This is a genomic window from Massilia sp. BGA-UO-ETr-WB1 (genome assembly GCF_059567845.1).
Genome location: NZ_JCAQOT010000022.1, coordinates 1 through 20,097, shown reverse-complemented (window position 1 = coordinate 20,097; position 20,097 = coordinate 1). Strand labels below are relative to the sequence as shown.

Genomic DNA, 20,097 nt, shown 5'->3' with positions numbered 1-20,097 from the left:
CCGTGCCAGCGCGCGCATGGCAAAACCGCGTGGCACGCCAATTGCTCCTGGTGGATAAGCAGCTATTCACAACTACAGGAGACAGCATCATGAAACGCGCACTTACCCTCTGCATCGCGGCCGCAGCCCTCATCGCTTCCTTCGGCGCCCAGGCGCATGGCGCAGTCACGCCGCAAGGCGTGGACACCACCGGCCTGGCGCCGTTGGGCGATAAATGGCGCGACGAGAATCCCTACAAGGGCAACAAGCTGGCGCTGAAGATAGGCTCGTCCGCCTACAACCAGAACTGCGCGCGCTGCCACGGCCTGGAGGCGGTATCGGGCGGCATCGCGCCCGACCTGCGGCTGATGGACCGCGACTGCGCCAATATCAAGAACGCCGCCAAGAAAGCGGCCTGCTTCAAGGACGTGGACGCCTACTACCTGAGCTCCATCCGCGCCGGCAAGGTGCGCAACGGCGCGGTGTACATGCCTCCGTTCGAGGGCATCTTCAACCAGGAAGCCATGTGGGCCATCAAGACCTATCTGGAAACCCGCCGCGAAACCAACTGACGCCGGGAGGACGCCATGCTCCATTCCCATATTTACCGCAAGGCTGCGGCGGCGCTGGCGCTGGCCGCCACCGTTCTGCCGGCGCAGGCCGACTGGAACAAACTGCAGCAAACGGGCACGCTGAAGGTGGCGGTCTATAGCGAGTTCGCGCCGTTCTCCGACCATGGCGCCGGCATCGATATCGACCTGGCCGAGGCGCTGGCCAAAAAGCTCAAACTCAGGCTGACGCTGCTGCCTTTCCCGGCCGGCGAGAACCTGGGCGACGACTTGCGCAACATGGTGTGGAAGGGACATTACCTCGGCTACGGCCCGGCCGACGTGCTGCTGCACGTGCCGGTCGACAGCCGCCTGATGGCGGAGAACGACAAGGTGCAGATTTTCGCGCCTTACCACGTGGAGGCGGTGCGCCTGGTGCGCAGCGCGCAGGCCATGCCGGCGTTCGACAGTATCGAGGCGCTGGCGGGCAAGCGCGTGGGCGTGGAAAAGGTGTCGATCGCGGCCATGGTGCTGCTGGGCGAAGGCAATGGCCGCTTCCGCGACAACGTGCGCATCTTCCCCACGGCCGCCGCCGCGCTGGAGGAGCTGAAAGCGGGCCGGCTGGATGCGGTGCTGGCCAACCGTTCGGAAATCGAGGCCGTGTTCAAGGGCGATCCCGCGTTCCCGCTGGAGCAGGCGGTGTTCCAGCGTCTGCCGCGCAACGGCTGGGCGGTCGGCATGGCGGTGCGCAAGGATGACCAGGACGTGGCGCGCCTGCTGCAGGCGGCCGTGAACGAGATGCGGGCCAGCGGCGAACTGCAGGCCATCTTTGCCAAGCACGGGGTGCGCATGGTGCAGCCATGAACGCGGCTGGCGCCCGCCAAGCTGCCAGGCGCGGCGCGGCCGGCATCCGCCGCAGGCAGCTGGTGCTGGCCGTATCGGCGCTGGCGCACGGCGCGGTCATGGCCGGCGCCGCCCACGCCTCGCCGATAGCCAGCGTGGAGATCGTCGGTATGGCGCCGCTGCCGGGGCTGGGCGTGGAACGCAAAACCCTGCCGTATGCGGTGCAGACCGCGACCGACGCGGCGTTGGCGCGCGCCGACGGCGGCAACCTGAGCGAACTGCTGGCGCGCAGCTTTGCCGGCGTGAACGTGAACGAAATTTCCGGCAGCCCGTTCCAGAACGACCTGACCTATCGCGGCTTTCGCGCTTCGCCGGTGCTGGGCACGGGCCAGGGCATCTCGGTCTACCTGGACGGCGTGCGCGTGAACGAACCCTTTGGCGACGTGGTCAACTGGGACATGCTGCCGGAAGCGGCGATCGGCAGCGTGCTGCTGGCGCCGGGCTCCAATCCCCTGTACGGCCTGAACACGCTGGGCGGTGCGCTGGCGCTGAACACGCGCTCCGGCGCCAGCGACCCCGGCTTCAGCGGCGCCATCAGCGGCGGCAGCCACCGCCAGCGGCGCGCCGACCTGGCCTACGGCGCTGCGCGCGGCGGGTGGCATCTGTTTACCGCCGCCACCTTGTTCGGCGACGGTGGCTGGCGCGCGCATTCGGATGGGCGGCTCGCCAATCTGTTCGTCAAGCTGGGCAGGGTGGAGCGCGATACAGAATGGCAGCTCACCATGCTGGGCGGCGAAAGCCGCCTGGTTGGCAACGGCTTGCTGCCGGACGGCCTGTATGAGCACGACCGCCGTTCCGCTTACACCTGGCCTGACGAAACGCGCAACCGGCTGCGCCAGGCGCAATCGAGCGTAACTCGCCGCCTCGCCCCGGACATGCAGCTGACGGTTGCCGCCTATCTGCGCAATAGCCGCCGCGACACGGTGAACGGCGACGTCGATGACCAGTACGCGGACTACGTGGAAGCGTGCGGCGAGGGTTTCGGCGCCGGCGGGCAGCCGCTCGAGCCGGACGAGTGCCCCCACACGCGGGCGCAGGGCGCCGCCTTGCACAGCGCCTCGCTGAACACCAGCAGCACACGCCAGCGCAGCCAGGGCTTCAGCGCGCAATGGTCGGCGCAGCTGCCCGGCTTGCAACTGATGGCCGGGCTGGCGCACGACCGCAGCAAGGTGGGTTTTGCGCAGTACGAGCAGGAAGCCGGCTTCGACGCGTTGCGCGGCGTGTCCGCCGGCGGCGGCGAGCGGGAACTGGATGCTTCGGTCGACGGCAGGGCGCGCAGCAGCAGCGCCTACGCCAGCGGCACCTGGGCCCTCACTGCCCGAACCTGGCTGACCGCATCCGCCCGCTATGGCCATGCGCGCGTGGCCAGCACCATCAGCAACGAGGGCGTGCCGCAGCCGCGCGAGGCATTCAGCTATCGCAAGCTGAATCCCGCGCTCGGCGTTGCGCATGAAGCTGCGCCCGGCTGGACGGTGTTTGCCAACGCCGCGCAGAGCACCCGCATGCCGACCGTGATAGAACTCGGCTGCGCCGATCCGGATCAGCCTTGCCGGCTGCCGGTAGGTTTGCAGTCCGACCCCTATCTGAAGCAGGTGGTGTCGCGCACGGTGGAGGCGGGCACACGCTGGCAGGCCGGCCGCGACTCGGTCACCGCCACCATCTACCGCACCCGCAACCAGGACGACATCCTGTTCCGCAGCGCGGGACTGACCCAGCACGGCTATTTCTCCAACTTCGACCGCACCCGCCACCAGGGGCTGGACTTGAGCGCGGCCGCCGAGCGCGGTCCGTTTGCCGCGCGCTTCAGCTATAGCTGGCTGGACGCCGTGTATGCCTCGAACGGCTCGCTGTTCACCGGCACCCGCAACGTGGCGGTCACGCCCGGTACGCGCATTGCGGGCTTGCCCCGGCATAGCGCCAAGCTGGCGCTGGACTGGAGGGCGGGCGGCGGACTCACGCTGGGCGCGGAATGGCGCGCGGTGTCCAGCCAGGGCACGCAGGGCAATGAGGATGGGCTGTCCGCCGATACGGAAGAGGGTGGGGCGCCGCAGCGCGCCGACCTGCGCACGCGCGGTTATGCGCTGCTGGCGCTGCGCCTCAGCTACAAGCCGCAAGCGGCCTGGGAGCTGTTCGCGCGCGTGAACAATGTGGGCAACCGCCGCTACGAGACTTTCGGCGCCGTGGGCGCGGACATGTTCCCGGGCGGGCAACTGGCCAGTCCGCACGGCGCGGGCGGCGAGGCTGAACTGGCGCGCTTTGTGGCGCCCGGCGCGCCGCGCTCTATCTCGGCCGGCTTGCGCTACCGCTTCTGACGGCGGCGCTGAACCAGGCCGTGGCGCCATGGCGGCGCTTCAGCGCCGGCCGCTTTTGGCGGCCGTGGTTTTCCTCGTTAGAACTGGTGCTGCGCGCTGGCGCCCAGCTGCCAGTTGCGGCCCGGCGCTCCCTCGTAGTAGCGCTTATTGGTATCGCCCACGATCACCGATCCCACGTAGGCACGGTCAGCCGCATTGTTCAGGCGCGCGAACTGCTTGAAGCGCCAGCCGCCGGCTTGCTGCTGTGCGGTGACGCGCAGGTTGACGATGGCATAGCCGGGCGCAGTCTTCTCGGTGTTGCTGTCTTCCGCGTAGACACGGACCGCAGCCACCGTTTCGACGGCGGCGCCCAGTGCACGCGACGGCAATTGCCAGGCCAGCTCGCCATAGGCGTAGGCATTCGGCACGCCCGGCAGGCGGCTGCCTTTCAGCACGTTGCCGAAGGCCTGGTCGTATGTGGCGCGCAACGCCGTCAGCGCCGCGCGCGCGCTGAAGCCATGGCCCAGCGCCGTTTCGGCGGACACTTCGGCGCCGCGCCGCAGCGTTTTGCTGGCATTGCGGTAGCTGGTGCGGCCACCGCTGGACGCATCCACCACCAGCTCGTCGTCGGTTCGCACCTGGAACAGCGCCGCGTCGATGCGGGTGCCGCTGCCCAGCATGGTTTTCACGCCGGCTTCAGCGTGCGTGCTGCGGGCAGGCTGCAGCTTGAAATTGAAGCCGCCGCCGGTACCGGAATAGAACAGCTCATTCAGCGTGGGCGTTTCGAAGCCGCGCGCGGCGCTGGCGTACACGTTCAGCGCCGGCGATACTTTGTACAGCAGGCCGGCCACCGGCGTGGTGCGGCTGTAGCGCAAGCCGCCGCTGTCGTTGCCGTTGGACAGATAGCGGTCGCTCACGTCCACCTTGAAGCGGCTGTGCCGCAGGCCCGCGTTCAGCACCCAAGGCCCCTGTGCCCATTCGGCTTGCAGGTAGGGATCGGTGCTGCTCACCTTGTCCGTTTCGTCGCGCCGCAGCCTGCCTTTCACGCCAAGTTCGGTCCCGCTGAAGTTCTCGTAGCCCTTGCGGTCGTCCTTCGAGCGGCCGTATTCGATGCCGACCGTGGACGTCAGCTTGCCGCCCGCCAGCGCCCGCACGTCCACCCAGCTGACGTCGGCGCCGCTGAAATCGCGGTCGAAATCGACCACGCCGCCGGAATGGCTGGCCGGGGCCTGGAATGCGCGCGAGAAGGCCTGGTACTGGATCACCTGGCGGTTGCCGCCATGGACGGTGACGCGCAGCTTGCTGTCGCCGGCGCCGATCCTCTGCTCCCACGCCGCGCCGATCTGCTTGTGGTCGATGCTCTTGCGGGTGTTGTAGCGTTCCGCGAAGGTGCGCTTGGGCGTTGCCGTGTCGGTGGCGTCGGTTTCGCCGGCGCGCTGGTCGCGCCGCCATGTGGCCCAGGTGACGCCGAGCGGGTCTTGCGTGTCCTTCTGGCGCAGCCCGCTGGCGGTGATGGTCAGTTTGCCGCCGGCGCCCGGCGCCAGCGTCAGCTTGGCGTAGGCCTGGTCGCGCCGCGCCGCGCTGTGGTCGCGGTAGCCGTCGGTGTCGAAGCGGGAGGCGTCCAGCACGTAGCCGATGCCGCCCGACTTGCCTTGCGCGTTCAGGTCCAGTTTGCGGGCGCCGTCGCTGCCGGCGGACAGGGTGGTTTCCACGCTGGGGGCGCCGTCGCCGTCGCGCGTGAACAGCTGCACCACGCCGCCGGCGTGGTTGCCGTACACCGCAGAGAACGGGCCGCGCAGCACTTCAATGCGCTCGGCCATGTCGAGGTTGAAGGTGGCGGCCTGGCCCTGGCCGTCCGGCATGCTGGCCGGGATGCCGTCGGCGATCAGCTTCACGCCGCGCACGCCGAAGGCGGAGCGGGCGCCGAAGCCGCGCGACGATATTTGCAAGTCCTGCGCGTAGTTCTGGCGGTTCTGTGCCACCAGGCCTGGCACGGAGGCCAGGGCTTCGGACGCGTTCACGCGCATCTGGCTGTCGCGGATGCGCTCCGCGCCGACCACGTCGACGGCGGCCGGGAAGTCGAAACTGCTGTGTTCCACGCGGCTGCCGCTGACGATGACGACGGCTGCATCGGCCGCACCGGCTGCATCGGCCGCGTGGACGGTGGGCGTGAGCGGCAGGGCGCCAGCGCTGAACAGGGCTGCGACAGCCCTCAAACGAAATCGGTGCTGCATGGTCAATCTCCTTGGTTGAGTTCCTCGCCTGCCTGGCGGGGGCCGGCAAGTCTGCTTCAACCCGTAAGCAATATACCTGCCATGGCTGCTCCGCGCCGCGCGCGTGGCATGGCGCTTGCATCGTCTGCTGCACGCGCGCGCATCCCGCAGGCGCGATCCTTCAAGAGGCAGTCATGAAAACCCCGTATTGTCTACGCGCCGCGCGCGTGTTTGCAACCGTTTCTGCAATCCTCCCCTGCTTGCTGGCGCAATCTGCCCAAGCTGCCAATGCGGCGCCGCTGGCCTATGTGCCCAACGAGAAGTCCGGCACGGTCAGCGTAGTCGATACCGCCACCGATACGGTGCTGCGCAGCCTGGCGGCCGGCAAGCGGCCGCGCGGCATTGCGGCGGTTCCCGGCGGCACGCGGCTGTTCGTGACGGACGCCGGCAGCAACACGCTGCTGATGCTCGACAGCGCCGGCGGCGCCACGCCAACCCCGCTGGCGCTGGGCAAATCGCCGGAAGGCGTGAGCGTGTCGCCGGATGGCCGCTACGCCGCCGTCGCGGTGGAAGAGGGCAACAGCGTCACGCTGGTGGACGCCCGCAGCGGCGAGCGCCTGGCCGACATCCCGGTCCAGGGCCGCAACCCCGAGCATGCCGTGTTCAGCCCGGACGGCCGCTGGCTCTACGTCAGCGCCGAGGAAGCCGAGCAGGTGGACGTGATCGACGTGGCGCAGCGGCGCCAGGCCGGCACGGTGGCGGTCGGCCTGCGTCCGCGCGGCATCGGTTTTTCGCCGGACGGCCGCCGCGCCTATATCGCCTGCGAACTGGTGAACACGGTGTACGTGGTGGACACCGCCACCCGCAGCACGCTGGCGAAAATCCCGGCCGGGCGCAACGCCAACGGCATTGCCGTGCACCCCAGCGGCAAGCAGGTCTACGTCTCCAACGGCACCGACGGCAGCGTGATGCTGATCGATGCCGTCAGCAACACCGTCAGCGCCACGGTGGCGGTCGGCAAGCGGCCGTGGAATATGGCCATCACGCCGGACGGCGCCAAGCTGTACGTGGCCAACGGCCGCTCCAACAGCGTTTCCGTGATCGACACCGCCAGCGCGCGCAAGGTGGCCGACATCGCCGTGGGCGAGCTGCCCTGGGGCGTGGCGATTCCCTGAGCGCGGTCACACCTGAAACAGCCGCCGTGGCACACCTGTTCAACTTTGGCACACCTTGCAACAGCGCAGGCGCCGTTTTCGCCGTGCAGGCAGCTGGCACGGTGTTTGCGAAATAGAGGATGCAAGTCCAACCCACATTGAAGAAAGAGGATGACATGAATCTCGCGGATATCAACAAACTGGGCGTCGCCAACCCTTTCAAGCAACGCTATGACAACTACATCGGCGGCAAGTTCGTGGCGCCGGTAAAAGGCGAGTACTTCGCCAACCTGACCCCGATCACCGGGCTGCCGTTCTGCGAGATCGCGCGCTCGACGGCGGAGGACGTGGAGATCGCGCTGGACGCGGCGCACGCCGCCAAGGAAGCCTGGGGCAAGACCTCGCAGGCTGAGCGCGCCAACATCCTGAACCGCATCGCCGACCGCATGGAGCAGAACCTGCAGCTGATCGCCACCGCCGAGACCATCGACAACGGCAAGCCGATCCGCGAAACCATGGCGGCCGACATTCCGCTGGCGATCGACCACTTCCGCTATTTCGCCGGCTGCATCCGCGCCCAGGAGGGCTCGGTGGCGCAGATCGACGACACCACCTACGCCTACCACTTCCACGAGCCGCTGGGCGTGGTGGGCCAGATCATTCCGTGGAACTTCCCCATCCTGATGGCGGTATGGAAGCTGGCGCCGGCGCTGGCGGCGGGTAACTGCGTGGTGCTGAAACCGGCCGAGCAGACCCCGGCCTCCATCATGGTGCTGGCGGAGCTGATCGGCGACCTGCTGCCGCCCGGCGTGCTGAACATCGTCAACGGCTTCGGCCTGGAAGCGGGCAAGCCGCTGGCCTCGAACAAGCGCATCGCCAAGATCGCCTTCACCGGCGAAACCGGCACCGGCCGCCTGATCATGCAGTACGCCGCGCAGAATTTGATCCCGGTCACGCTGGAGCTGGGCGGCAAGTCGCCCAACATCTTCTTCGAAGACGTGATGGCGGCCGACGACGACTACTTCGATAAATGCCTGGAGGGCTTCGCCATGTTCGCGCTGAACCAGGGCGAGGTGTGCACCTGCCCGTCGCGCGTGCTGATCCAGGAGTCGATCTACGAAGCCTTCATCGAGCGCGCCCTGAAGCGCGTGGCCGCCATCAAGCAGGGCAACCCGCTCGATTCGGCCACCATGATCGGCGCCCAGGCATCGCAGGAGCAGATGGAAAAGATCCTGTCCTATATGGATATCGGCAAGCAGGAAGGCGCCCAGCTGCTGGCCGGCGGCGCGCGCAATGTGCAGAGCGGCGAGCTGGAAGGCGGCTACTACGTCACGCCCACCGTGTTCAAGGGCGACAACACCATGCGCATCTTCCAGGAAGAGATCTTCGGGCCGATGGTGTCGGTCACGACCTTCAAGGACGAGGCGGACGCGCTGCGCATCGCCAACGACACGCTGTACGGCCTGGGCGCAGGCGTATGGACCCGCGACGGCGCGCGCGCCTTCCGCATCGGGCGCGGCATCCAGGCCGGCCGCGTGTGGACCAACTGCTACCACCTGTATCCGGCGCACGCTGCCTTCGGCGGCTACAAGCAGTCCGGCATTGGCCGCGAAAACCACAAGATGATGCTGGACCACTATCAGCAGACCAAGAATCTGCTGGTGAGCTACAGCCCTAAAGCGCTGGGCTTCTTCTGAGAGACCGACATGAAAGCAGCCGTAGCCCGCGTTATCGCGACTGGCCCCGCACTGGAGATGATCGCCGAACTGCGCCACCGGCACGGGCCGATCATGTTCTTCCAGTCCGGCGGCTGCTGCGACGGCAGCACGCCGATGTGCTACCAGGCCGGCGAGTTCAATCTGAGCGACACCGACGTCTACCTGGGCAACCTGAATGGGGCGCCTTTCTACATGGGGCTGGAGCAGTTCGGCTACTGGGAGCACACGCAACTGATTATCGACGTGGTGCCGGGCAACGGCGGCATGTTCTCGCTCGATAACGGCACCGGGCGGCGCTTTCTCACCCGCTCGCGGGTGTTCACCGACGAGGAATGCAGGGAACTTGGTCTTTTATAAAAACATGGGAAGTCAAGAGGAGAACAAAATGCAAAAAACATTCGTAGGATTGCTGCTGGCGTCGGGCAGCGTGGGCCTGGCATGGGCGGCGGGCGGCGCTGCCGTTACCACCAGTATGCTGGACGGAGCATCGAAAAATACCGCGGCTGTGCTGTCCTTCGGCATGGGCTCGGAGGGCCAGCGCTATTCGCCGCTGACGCAGATCAACACCGCCAACGTCGGCAGGCTGACGCCGGCCTGGTCGTTTTCCTTCGGCGGCGAGAAGCAGCGCGGCCAGGAGTCGCAGCCGCTGATCCACAACGGAAAAATGTTCGTCACCGCCTCGTACTCGCGCATTTTCGCGGTGGACCTTAAGAACGGCGCCAAGCTGTGGAAATACGAACACCGCCTGCCGGACGGCATCATGCCCTGCTGCGACGTGGTCAACCGCGGCGCCGCGCTGTTCGACAACCTGGTCATCTTCGGCACGCTGGACGCGCAGCTGGTGGCGCTGGACCAGGATACCGGCAAGATCGTCTGGAAGGAAAAGGTGGACGACTACGCCGCCGGCTATTCGATGACGGCGGCCCCGCTGATCGCCAAGGGGCTGCTGCTGACCGGCGTGTCCGGCGGCGAGTTCGGCATCGTCGGCCGGGTGGAAGCGCGCAATCCCCGCACCGGCGAGCTGGTTTGGTCGCGCCCCATGGTGGAAGGCCACATGGGCCACAAGTACGACAAGGACGGCAACGCCATCGACAACGGCATCACCGGCACGCCGAACAAGAGCTGGCCCGGCGACCTGTGGAAAACCGGCGGCGCCTCCACCTGGATGGGAGGCACCTACGATCCGGTGACCGGGCTGGCCTACTTCGGCACCGGCAATCCGGCCCCGTGGAACAGTCACCTGCGCCCCGGTGACAACCTGTATTCCTCGTCCACCGTGGCGCTGGACGTGACCACCGGCCAGATCAAGTGGGCATACCAGAACACGCCGAACGACGCCTGGGACTTCGACGGCGCCAATGAATTCGTCACCTTCGACATGGACGGCAAGCGCTATGGCGGCAAGGCCGACCGCAACGGCTACTTCTACGTGAACGATGCAGCCACCGGCAAGCTGCAGAACGCGTTCCCGTTTGTGAAGAAGATCACCTGGGCCTCGGGCATCGACCTGCAGACCGGCCGCCCCAAATTCATCCCCGAAGGCCGTCCCGGCGATCCGACCAAGGGTGAGGAGGGCAAGAAGGGCAAGACCGTGTTCGCCGCGCCGGCCTTCCTGGGCGCCAAGAACCAGATGCCGATGGCGTACAGCCCGCAGACCAAACTGTTCTACGTGCCCGCCAACGAGTGGGGCATGGACATCTGGAATGAGCCGATCAGCTACAAGAAGGGCGGTGCCTACCTGGGCGCGGGCTTCACCATCAAGCCGCTGTTCGACGATTACATCGGCGCGCTGCGCGCGGTCGATCCCAAGAGCGGCAAGATCGCCTGGGAAGTGAAGAACAATGCGCCCCTGTGGGGCGGCGTGATGGCCACCGCCGGCGGCCTGGTGTTCTACGGCACGCCGGAAGGCTATCTGAAAGCGTTGGACGCCAAGAGCGGCAAGGAGCTGTGGAAGTTCCAGACCGGCTCCGGCGTGGTGGCGCCGCCGGTCACCTGGCAGGAAGGCGGCGTGCAGTACGTGGCCGTGGTGTCCGGCTGGGGCGGCGCGGTGCCGCTGTGGGGCGGGGAAGTAGCCAAGAAGGTCAACTTCCTGGAGCAGGGCGGCTCGGTGTGGGTGTTCAAGCTGATGAAATAAACGGATCGATTGCCTGGTGTCTTTCTGGCGGCTTCGGTCGCCAGTTTTTTTTGGATCTTTTGGGAGAGTAGCAAATGCAAACGACTTACATGCCGCCGCGCGCGTTCTCCGCGCAAGCGGCCATTCCCGACATGGCCGCCTACGAGGCCTTGTGCACGCACGCCGAGCAAGACTACGAGGGCTACTGGGGCATGCTGGCCCGCGCCAATCTCGATTGGCAAGTGCCGTTCACCCGCGTGCTGGACGAAAGCGCGGCGCCGTTCTACCGCTGGTTCGACGACGGCCGGCTGAACGTTTCCTACAACTGCCTGGACCGGCATATCGAGCGCGGCCTGGGCGAAAAGATCGCCATCATTTTCGAAGCGGACGACGGCGCCTTTTCGCACGTGACCTACAGGGGCCTGCACGCCAGGGTGTGCCGCATCGCCAACGGCCTGCGGGCGCGCGGCATCGGCAAGGGCGACCGGGTGGTGATCTATATGGCCATGTCGGTCGAGGGCGTGGCCGCCATGCTGGCCTGCGCGCGCATCGGCGCCACCCATTCGGTGGTGTTCGGCGGCTTTTCCGCAAAGGCGCTGCAGGAGCGCATCATGGATGCCGGCGCTGCAGCCGTCATCACGCAGGACGAGCAGCTGCGCGGCGGCAAACGGCTGCCGCTGAAATCCATCGTCGACGAGGCGCTGGCGCTGGGCGGCTGCGGCAGCGTCAAGCACGTGATCGTCTACCAGCGCACCGGCGGCGGCGTCACCCATGTGTCGGACCGCGACATCTGGCTGCATGACCTGACGGCGGACCAGCCGGAGCAATGCGAGCCCGAGTGGGTCAACGCGGAACATCCGCTGTTCATCCTGTACACATCCGGCTCCACCGGCACGCCCAAGGGCGTGCAGCACTCCAGCGGCGGCTACCTGCTGTGGGCCGCGCTGACCATGAAGTGGAGCTTCGACATCAAGCCGGACGACGTGTACTGGTGCACCGCCGATATCGGCTGGGTCACGGGCCATAGCTACATCGCCTACGGGCCCACGGCGGTGGGCGCCACCCAGGTGATCTTCGAAGGCGTGCCGACCTATCCGGACGCGGGCCGCTTCTGGCGGACCATCGCGCGCCACGGCGTGAGCATCTTCTACACCGCGCCCACCGCGATCCGTTCGCTGATCAAGGCCAGCGACATGGACCCGGCGGCGCACCCGCGCAACTACGACCTGAGCACCTTGCGCCTGCTTGGCTCGGTCGGGGAGCCGATCAACCCCGAAGCCTGGCGCTGGTACCACCAGCACGTGGGCGGCGAGCGTTGCCCGATTGTCGACACCTTCTGGCAGACCGAGACCGGCGGCCACATGATCACGCCGCTGCCGGGCGCCACGCCGCTGGTGCCGGGGTCGTGCACGCTGCCGCTGCCGGGCATCATGGCCGCCGTGGTGGACGAGGCGGGGCACGACGTGCCGGACGGGCAGGGCGGCATCCTGGTGGTGAAACGCCCGTGGCCGTCGATGATACGCACCATCTGGAACAACCCCAAGCGCTACCGCAGCAGTTACTTCCCCGAGGAGCTGGGCGGCGCGCTGTACCTGGCGGGCGACGGCGCCGTGCGCGACAAGGATAGCGGCTACTTCACCATCACCGGCCGTATCGACGACGTGCTCAACGTATCGGGCCACCGCATGGGCACGATGGAGATCGAGTCCGCGCTGGTGGCGCATCCGCAAGTGGCCGAAGCTGCCGTGGTGGGCAAGCCGGACGACACCACCGGCGAATCGATCTGCGCTTTCGTGGTGCTGAAGAAGGCGCGCCCCGGCGGCGCGGATGCCAGGGCGCTGGCGCAGGAGCTACGCAACTGGGTGGCCAGGGAGATCGGACCTATCGCCAAGCCCAAGGATGTGCGCTTTGGCGACCAGTTGCCGAAAACGCGTTCCGGGAAAATCATGCGCCGCCTGCTGCGCGTGCTGGCGCAGGGCGGCGAAATCACGCAGGACGTGTCCACGCTGGAGAACCCCGCCATCCTTGAGCAGCTGGGCAAGGCGGTGTAGAGAATAGGGACACCTGCGGCGCGCTTCTGATCCGTAATGGCACAGAAGCGGCGCGCCGCCGCAGGGCTTTCCCTCTGCCGCCAACCCGGCACGCAATTTGCCCCTTGGGTAGTGCACCGAACGCGGTGCGGTCAAACATAAAACCAAGGGAGACAGGAATGAAGAGGATCATCATGAGCGGCATGGCAGTGGCTACTTTCGCATCGCAGCATGCCGGCGCAGTTGACTTTAAAGCGGGCGACTGGACCGTGGGCGTGGGCGGCATCGTCAACGCCTACTACACGCAGGTGTCCTGCTCCGGCGACGCGGTGGGCGGGCTGGCGCTGGCCAGCAAGGGCCTGGGCTGCGGCGGCCAGGACGACCGCAGCACCATCGGCAACGGCCTGCTGCCCAACGGCCTGGTCACCTCGGCCAGCTCCAGCCTGGGCGGCTACGACGTGAAAGCGCTGATCGGCATCTACCACGCCACTGCCACCGACAGCGCCATCAGCCAGAACAGCGGCGTGGACGTGCGCCAGGCCTATTTCACCTTTGGCACAGCCGACATGGGCACCATCAAGATGGGCCGCGACAACGGCCTGTTCGGCGCCGGCGCCATCTTCGGCGACATGACGCTGATCGGCGCCGGTGCGCCGGTGCAGGCCACCCAGCGCGGCCGCGTCACACTGGGCCATATCGGCGCCGGGTACAGCTACGTCGGCTACTACGGCCAGATCGCCTACAGCTCGCCGAAGAGCAGCGGCTTCGGCGTCGATGTCGCGCTGGTGAGCCCCGTGTCCGACACGCCGCTGCTCACGCCGTCGGTGTACTCGACCAAGACCAGCCCGCAGCTGCAGGGCCAACTGACCTGGAGCGCCGGCGGCGCCAAGGCCTGGATAGGCGCCAAGGGACAGAAGTTCGAATCGGTCACCCCGGGCGTGCAGGACTTCACCATGCGCGCCTTCGAAGCGGGCGCCTCGTACAGCGAAGGCGCGCTCGGCCTGCTGGCCAACGTGCAGGGCGGCAAAGGCCTGGGCGTGCTGTCCGACGCCGACCAGGGCGAAACCACGGCGCGCAACTACTTCGTGCAGGGCACCTACAAGGCCACCGGCAAGATGAAGCTGGGCCTGGGCTACGGCATCAGCAAGAACAGCGACAACACGCCGGGCACCGGCGGCCTGAAGTCGAACGCCAACCTCACGCTGGGCGCGTACTACACGCTGAACAGCGCCATCACGCTGGTGGGCGAAGTGGGGCAGACCCGCTCCAAGGGCTTCAACGGCAGCGAAGCGAAGATGAGCGGCGCCTCGCTCGGCGGCATCATCTTCTTCTGACCTGAGCATGCATGGCGCTGCAATCATGGCTCACCCACTACTCAACGGTTTGCGGCGCATGGCGATGCTGCTGACGCTGGTGCTGCAGGCGCTGTTGCTGGCCCCTGCCGTGCCGGCGGCGGCGGGTGTGCTGGACCGTGCCGCCATGGCGCAGCGCTTCCCGGCGCCGCTGATGGTGGGCGAGCGCGACGCGGCGCTGCCGGTGTGGCCGCTGTACCGGCAGAACGCGACCGCGACCGAACTTGTCGGCTACGCGTTCGAGTCCACCGACCTGGCGCCGGTGGCCGGTTTCGCGGGCGTGCCGCCCAACCTGCTCATCGCACTCGATGCGAAGGGCGTTTTCCTCGGCGTTTCGGTGCTGTCGCACCACGAGCCGGTATTCCTGGAAGGACTGGGCGAAGCGCCCCTGGCGCAGTTCCTGTCGCAATATCAGGGCGTGCCGCTGGCCGGCTCCATCCGCATCGGCGGCAAGGACAGCAAAGGCGGCCCGCAGGAGGTGCACCTCGACAGCGTGGCCAAGGCCACGGCCTCGGTGCGCATCATTAACCAGAGCGTGCTGTCGGCCGCGCTGAAAGTGGCGCGGGCGCGCCTCGGGTTCGCGGCCGGGCGCGATCCCGCGCTGGCCGCCCGCCTGCGCACGGATGCGGGTGAGACGCTCAGCCTGGAGCGCATGGTGGCGCAGGGCGTGCTGCAGCAGCTGCGCGTGACCAACCGTCAGGCCGAGGCGCTGTTCAGCGGCACGCCCGGCGCCGGGCTGGATGCGGAGGCGCTGCGCGATCCCGGCGCCGTCTTCATCGACCTGCGGTTGGCTTACGTTTCCCTGCCGGCAGCGGGTCGCAGCCTGCTGGCGCCGCACAGCTGGAACAAGCTGGCGGCGCGCCTGGAGCCGGGCGACCACGCGGTGCTTGCGGTCTGGTCCGGCCGCCATACGCTGATGCCGGATGAATTCGTGCCCGGCAGCGTGCCGGAACGGCTGGTGCTGCGGCAGCAGGGCTTGCCGCTTGAGCTGCGCGACCTGGACATGGAGCTTGCGTTGAAAGATCCGGCCGCGTTTGGCGGCGCGCATGTTGCCGTGTTCCGCGTGATCGCCCAAGCCGGGTTGGACCCCGGCCTGCCGCTGGAGTTTGCGCTGCCCGTCACGCGCAGCAAGGGCATCGTCTACCCGGAGCGGATCACGCGCGAGCTGGCGCTGCAATACCGTTTGCCAGAGCGTTTCCTCATCGCCGGCGCACCCGCTGAACCGCCGTGGCGCGGCGTCTGGCGTGCGCAGGCGGTGCAGCTTGGTGTGCTGGCGCTGGGCTTGCTGGTGCTGGCCGTCGCGCTGATGCGGCAGCGGCGCCTGGCTGCGCGTAGCGTGCGGTTGGCACGCTTCCGTTTCGCCTACCTGCTGTTTACCTTGGGTTTCGTCGGCTACTACGCCCAGGCCCAGCTCTCGATAGTCAACCTGACCGGCGTGGCGCAGGCGCTGGCGGCCGGCCGCAGCCTGGAATACCTGCTGTTCGATCCGGCCACGCTGATGGTGTGGTCGTTTGCGCTGGTGGCGCTGCTGTTCTGGGGACGCGGCGCCTACTGCGGCTGGCTGTGTCCCTTCGGCGCGCTGCAGGAAGTCGGCGCCCGGCTGGGTGGCTGGCTGCGCCTGCCGCAGATACGCTTGCGGAGCAAGGCCGACAAGCAGTTCAAATGGCTGAAGTTCGCCGCGCTCGCCGCCATTGCAGTCAACGTGGCGATTGCCTCCAGCGCCGCGCTGGAAACCACGGTGGCTGATGCCGCAGGCGCCACCGCCACCACCGCCGCCGATTCCGCCCCCGCTGCCGCCGCTGCCTCAACGCCGGCGGCGGCCAGCTTGGATCTGCTTGTGGAACTGGAGCCGTTCAAGACCGCCATTACGCTCGGTTTCGCGCGCAGCTGGCCCTACGTGGCTTACGCGCTTGGTCTCGTGCTGCTCAGCGCCGTCTGGTTCCGTGCCTTCTGCCGCTACCTGTGTCCACTGGGTGCGGGCTTGTCGCTGCTCGGACGCGCCAGGCTGCTGGACTGGGTGCCCCGCCGCAGCGAATGCGGGCAGCCATGCCAGTCCTGCCGCCACCGCTGCGCCTACCAGGCCATCGAGCCCGCTGGCGCCATCGACTACGAAGAATGCTTCCAGTGCCTGGACTGCGTTGCCATCCACGATAGCGAGGACCAGTGCGCGCCGCTGCTGCTGGAGCGCAAACGGACCAGCGTCATTCCCATTGCGCGCGCTGGCGCGCAGGAGACAGCATCATGAAAAGAAGAACGTTCCTGGCAGCCTCCATGGGCGTGCTGGCCGGCGATGCTATCGCTGGCATGCCGGCTGCTGCTGCCGCAGGTGCGCGGCTGCACACCGCTGCAGCGCAGGCTTTCGGCACCACCATCACCGTCACGGTGGCGCACGCGGACGGCGCCGCTGCCGGGGCGGCAATGAGCGCGGCGCTGCGCGAAGCCCAGTCGGTGGACCGCCTGATGTCGATCTACGATCCCGCCAGCCAGGTCTATCGATTGAACCGTGACGGCGCGCTGGCGGCACCGGACCCGCGCCTGCTGCTGGTGCTGGCGCAGGCGCGCGCCTTGTCGCTGCTGACCGACGGCGCGTTCGACGTCACCGTCCAGCCTTTGTGGCTGGCGTATGCGGCGGCCGCGCAGCGCGGCGGGCTGCCGGACCCGCTGGCCCTGCGCCAGGCCCGCGCGCTGGTGGGCTGGCGCCAGTTCGCCTTCAACCGCGGCGAAGCGCGCTTCCTGCGGCCCGGCATGGCGCTCACCCTCAACGGACTGGCCCAGGGCTATGCCGCCGACCTGGCGCTGGCCGCGCTGCGCCGCCACGGCATCCGCAACGCGCTGCTCGACACCGGCGAGTTCGCCGCCAGCGGCGCCAGGCCGCCCGATTCGCCGTGGGCGCTGGGCATCCGCGACCCTCGCGATGCCGGGGCCTGCACCGACATCGTGCTGGCGCGCGACCGCTGCCTGGCCACCTCGGGCGATTATGAATCCGTGTTCTCGCAGGACCGCGTGCATCACCACATACTGGACCCGGAACGGGGCGACTCGCCGCCCGAACTGGCCAGCGTGACGGTGCTGGCGCCGTCCGCGCTGCTGGCGGACGGTTTATCCACCGCCTTCATGGTGATGGGCGCCAAGAAGGCGCATGCGCTGGCCGGCCGCCTGCCCGGCATCGACCTGCTCACGGTGGACAAGCAGGGCAGGGTGCGCCGCTCCGCCGGCTTTGCCGCCGCAACGGACCGCACATGACAGCCTTATTTCAGGTGCGGCATCTTGCGGTAGATGGTGTTGCGCGACACGCCCAGCGCGCGCGCCGTGGCCGACACATTGCCGCCGTGCGCCGCCAGCGTCTTCTGGATCAGCGAGTGCTCCACGTCCTCCAGCCTGGCGCCGCCGGCCAGCAGGTGGCCGCCCGGCGCCGAACCGGGCGGACTGGCGCTGCACGGCGGATCGGCCGCTGCGATATCGTCCAGGAAGTCGTCCGGCATGTGCCGCTGCGAGATCTCGAACTCATCGCCCGCCATCACGATAGCGGTGCGCAGCAGATTGGTCAGCTGGCGGAAATTGCCCGGCCATTTGTGGCAGCGGAACAGTTCCAGCATCTGCGGCGCCACCGTGTAGCGGCTGCTGCCTGATTCGATGGCGATAATTTTCTTCACCACCGTCTCCAGGTCGGTGCGCTCGCGCAGCGGCGGCAGTTTCACCACCAGGCCGTTCAGCCGGTAGTACAGGTCCTCGCGGAACAAGCCCTTGGCGATGCGGTCGCGCAAATTGTGGTTGGTGGCGCAGATCACTTCCACGTTGACAGGGATGGACTTGCTGCTGCCCAGCGGCGTCACCATGCGTTCCTGCAGTACCCGCAGCAGCCGGGCCTGCAGGCTGTAGGGCATGTCGCCTATCTCGTCCAGGAACAGCGTGCCGCCGTTGGCCTGCAGGATGCGGCCCACCGCGCCCTTTTTGCGCGCGCCGGTGAAGGCGCCGTCCTCATAGCCGAACAGTTCCGATTCGATCAGCGTTTCCGGGATCGACGCGCAGTTGACCGGAATGAACGGCCCCTGGCCGCGCGGCGAGTCGTTGTGGATGGCCTGGGCCAGCAGTTCCTTGCCGGTGCCGGTTTCGCCCATGATCATGATGGGGATATCCTTGCCCAGCACGCGCGTTACCTTGTCGATCACCAGTTCCAGCTGCGCATCGCCGGTGCGCAGATAGCGCAGGCCGGACAGCTTGCGCGCCGCATTCGCAACATGCAGCGCGGAGGGCGCCGCTGCGGGCCGCGCGGCCGGCTCGGCATCGTGCGGCTCCGCCAGCACGTGCTGGAAGTGGCTGCTGCCCAGGCGCAGCTGGGCGCGGCCATAGACACGCACGCCGTTGTGCATGCACAGGTTGAGCAGGCTGGGGGCGGCGGTGCGGTAATGGTCGAACAGCGCGGACACCGGAAGGCCGAACAGCGAATTGAAGGTATGCGTCTGCAGCGCGGCGTAGCTCAGGCCCAACTGGAACAGGCCGCTGCGGTTGGCGGACAGGAAGCGCCCGCCGGGCGTGAATGAGGCGATGCCCTCCATCAGCGTGCCGATGAATTCCGGCCGGGTGTGGAAGTGCAGCGTAATCGCATCCTCGAAGGTGGCCTGGAACAGCTGGTTCTCTATCATCAGCGCGGACATGCGCACCAGCGCCATGGTGTGCTTGTGGTAGCTGCGCTGGTCGCCGGATACGTCCAGCACGCCGATCACGTTGCCATGGTGGTCGGTAATCGGCGCAGCTGAGCAGGTGAGGAAGTGGTTGGCGTGCAGATAGTGCTGGTCCGCGTGCACCAGGGCCGGACTCTTTTCGGCGATGGCGGTGCCGATCGCATTGGTGCCGCGGCATTCCTCGGACCAGCCCGCGCCGGGCTGCAACGCCACCCGGTTGGCTTTCTCCAGGAAGTCCGCGTCGCCTAGCGAATGCAGGATGACGCCGCTGGCGTCCGTTAGCAGCACCATATTGTGGGTGTTGATGATTTGCTGGTATAGCGTTTCCATGGCCGGCAGCGCATGGGTGTGCAGCATTCTGTTCTGCTCTATTAGCAGGGATAGCTCGCTGCCGGGGAGGGCGCTCAGTTCCAGTTTGCTTTCCGGGCAGAGCCCAAAGGCGAGCGAGCGCTCGTGCGAGGTGTGGATCATGCCGGCCATATCGGGGGCGGCAGTGGTGGCGGTTGGCTGGTACATGTCTCCGATTCCTTTAACGGGCCGTCTGATGCGGCGTTTTTGTGTGTCGGGTGTTGCTATGTGAAGCACTTGTTTCGTTCCGGTACAGCCAGGACGGAACAAATGCCGCGCCAGGGCTATTCGCCGTGCCGCTTCCTGGTACTTAGCAAGCCTGATGCCACCACCTTACATGAACCTGAAATAGCGCTTGCCTATGGGACAGGGACTTGCTATAGTTCTGTCCCCGCGCTGCTGAACATACGCAGCGTAGGAAAAAAGAGGGTTGACGAAGAAAGCGAAACACTTCATACTCTTCCTTCTTCGCTGCTGACAAACAAAACGCTTTGTCAAACGCAGCAGATCTTTAAAAATTAACAGTCGATAAGTGTGGGCGTTTGATGATGATGCCGGAGGCGCAAGCCTCTTAGCTCAAATTATTAAACGCTTACACAATATATTAAACGTGACCTCGCAAGAGGAATCGTCAGTATTTTGAGTGAGCGACCAAGTCAGCAATGACTTTAAACAGAGATTGAACTGAAGAGTTTGATCCTGGCTCAGATTGAACGCTGGCGGCATGCTTTACACATGCAAGTCGAACGGTAACAGGGAGCTTGCT

14 protein-coding genes and 1 rRNA gene are annotated in these 20,097 nt (G+C 67.0%); 13 read left to right on the top strand and 2 right to left on the bottom strand.

The window, feature by feature from the left end; genetic code table 11:
• The first annotated feature begins 89 nt into the window (after positions 1 to 89).
• Genes pedF through AC56DV_RS08425 form a run of 3 tightly spaced genes read left to right on the top strand, consistent with a single transcriptional unit; the run spans position 90 to position 3,742 of the window.
• Complete coding sequence (gene pedF / locus AC56DV_RS08435) at positions 90 to 551, top strand: cytochrome c-550 PedF (protein ID WP_496313859.1); 462 nt, start codon at positions 90 to 92, stop codon at positions 549 to 551.
• Positions 552 to 566: 15 nt separating this feature from the next.
• Positions 567 to 1,391 (top strand): substrate-binding periplasmic protein, encoded by an 825-nt coding sequence (locus AC56DV_RS08430; RefSeq protein WP_496313858.1) that lies wholly within the window; start codon positions 567 to 569, stop codon positions 1,389 to 1,391.
• Positions 1,388 to 3,742, top strand: coding sequence for a TonB-dependent receptor (locus AC56DV_RS08425; protein ID WP_496313857.1), 2,355 nt, complete (start codon positions 1,388 to 1,390; stop codon positions 3,740 to 3,742). The genes AC56DV_RS08430 and AC56DV_RS08425 overlap by 4 nt, the downstream gene beginning before the upstream one ends.
• Before the next feature lie 77 nt (positions 3,743 to 3,819).
• Here the strand turns inward: AC56DV_RS08425 and AC56DV_RS08420 are convergent, their stop codons facing one another.
• A complete protein-coding gene (locus AC56DV_RS08420) occupies positions 3,820 to 5,955 on the bottom strand; it encodes a TonB-dependent receptor family protein (RefSeq protein WP_496313856.1) in 2,136 nt (711 codons plus the stop codon).
• A gap of 173 nt (positions 5,956 to 6,128) precedes the next feature.
• Here AC56DV_RS08420 and AC56DV_RS08415 point away from each other — a divergent pair, with 173 nt between their 5' ends.
• The 8 genes from AC56DV_RS08415 to AC56DV_RS08380 all read left to right on the top strand — a co-directional run bounded on the left by AC56DV_RS08415 (position 6,129) and on the right by AC56DV_RS08380 (position 17,544).
• Positions 6,129 to 7,109: a beta-propeller fold lactonase family protein gene (locus tag AC56DV_RS08415; RefSeq protein WP_496313855.1), complete on the top strand. Its 981-nt coding sequence runs from the start codon at positions 6,129 to 6,131 to the stop codon at positions 7,107 to 7,109.
• Positions 7,110 to 7,264: 155 nt separating this feature from the next.
• Positions 7,265 to 8,785, top strand: coding sequence for an aldehyde dehydrogenase (gene adh / locus AC56DV_RS08410; RefSeq protein WP_496313854.1), 1,521 nt, complete (start codon positions 7,265 to 7,267; stop codon positions 8,783 to 8,785).
• Positions 8,786 to 8,794: 9 nt separating this feature from the next.
• Positions 8,795 to 9,163 carry a DUF779 domain-containing protein gene (locus AC56DV_RS08405; protein WP_496313853.1) on the top strand — a complete coding sequence of 123 codons (369 nt, stop codon included), beginning with the start codon at positions 8,795 to 8,797 and terminating at the stop codon, positions 9,161 to 9,163.
• A gap of 28 nt (positions 9,164 to 9,191) precedes the next feature.
• Positions 9,192 to 10,940: a PQQ-dependent methanol/ethanol family dehydrogenase gene (locus tag AC56DV_RS08400; protein WP_496313852.1), complete on the top strand. Its 1,749-nt coding sequence runs from the start codon at positions 9,192 to 9,194 to the stop codon at positions 10,938 to 10,940.
• Between the two features lie 74 nt (positions 10,941 to 11,014).
• Positions 11,015 to 12,970, top strand: a complete 1,956-nt coding sequence (gene acs, locus AC56DV_RS08395) for an acetate--CoA ligase (RefSeq protein ID WP_496313851.1) — start codon at positions 11,015 to 11,017, stop codon at positions 12,968 to 12,970.
• 158 nt (positions 12,971 to 13,128) lie between these two features.
• Complete coding sequence (locus AC56DV_RS08390; RefSeq protein ID WP_496313850.1) at positions 13,129 to 14,283, top strand: porin; 1,155 nt, start codon at positions 13,129 to 13,131, stop codon at positions 14,281 to 14,283.
• Between the two features lie 25 nt (positions 14,284 to 14,308).
• Positions 14,309 to 16,546 carry a 4Fe-4S binding protein gene (locus AC56DV_RS08385; protein WP_496313849.1) on the top strand — a complete coding sequence of 746 codons (2,238 nt, stop codon included), beginning with the start codon at positions 14,309 to 14,311 and terminating at the stop codon, positions 16,544 to 16,546.
• Complete coding sequence (locus AC56DV_RS08380) at positions 16,543 to 17,544, top strand: FAD:protein FMN transferase (RefSeq protein ID WP_496313848.1); 1,002 nt, start codon at positions 16,543 to 16,545, stop codon at positions 17,542 to 17,544. Before AC56DV_RS08385 ends, AC56DV_RS08380 begins: the two co-directional genes overlap by 4 nt.
• A gap of 5 nt (positions 17,545 to 17,549) precedes the next feature.
• Here the strand turns inward: AC56DV_RS08380 and AC56DV_RS08375 are convergent, their stop codons facing one another.
• A complete protein-coding gene (locus AC56DV_RS08375; RefSeq protein WP_496313847.1) occupies positions 17,550 to 19,499 on the bottom strand; it encodes a sigma-54-dependent Fis family transcriptional regulator in 1,950 nt (649 codons plus the stop codon).
• 102 nt (positions 19,500 to 19,601) lie between these two features.
• Between AC56DV_RS08375 and AC56DV_RS08370 the strand changes: the two genes are divergently transcribed.
• Positions 19,602 to 19,853 carry a hypothetical protein gene (locus tag AC56DV_RS08370; RefSeq protein WP_496313846.1) on the top strand — a complete coding sequence of 84 codons (252 nt, stop codon included), beginning with the start codon at positions 19,602 to 19,604 and terminating at the stop codon, positions 19,851 to 19,853.
• A gap of 159 nt (positions 19,854 to 20,012) precedes the next feature.
• Positions 20,013 to 20,097, top strand: a 16S ribosomal RNA gene (locus AC56DV_RS08365); the annotation flags it as partial.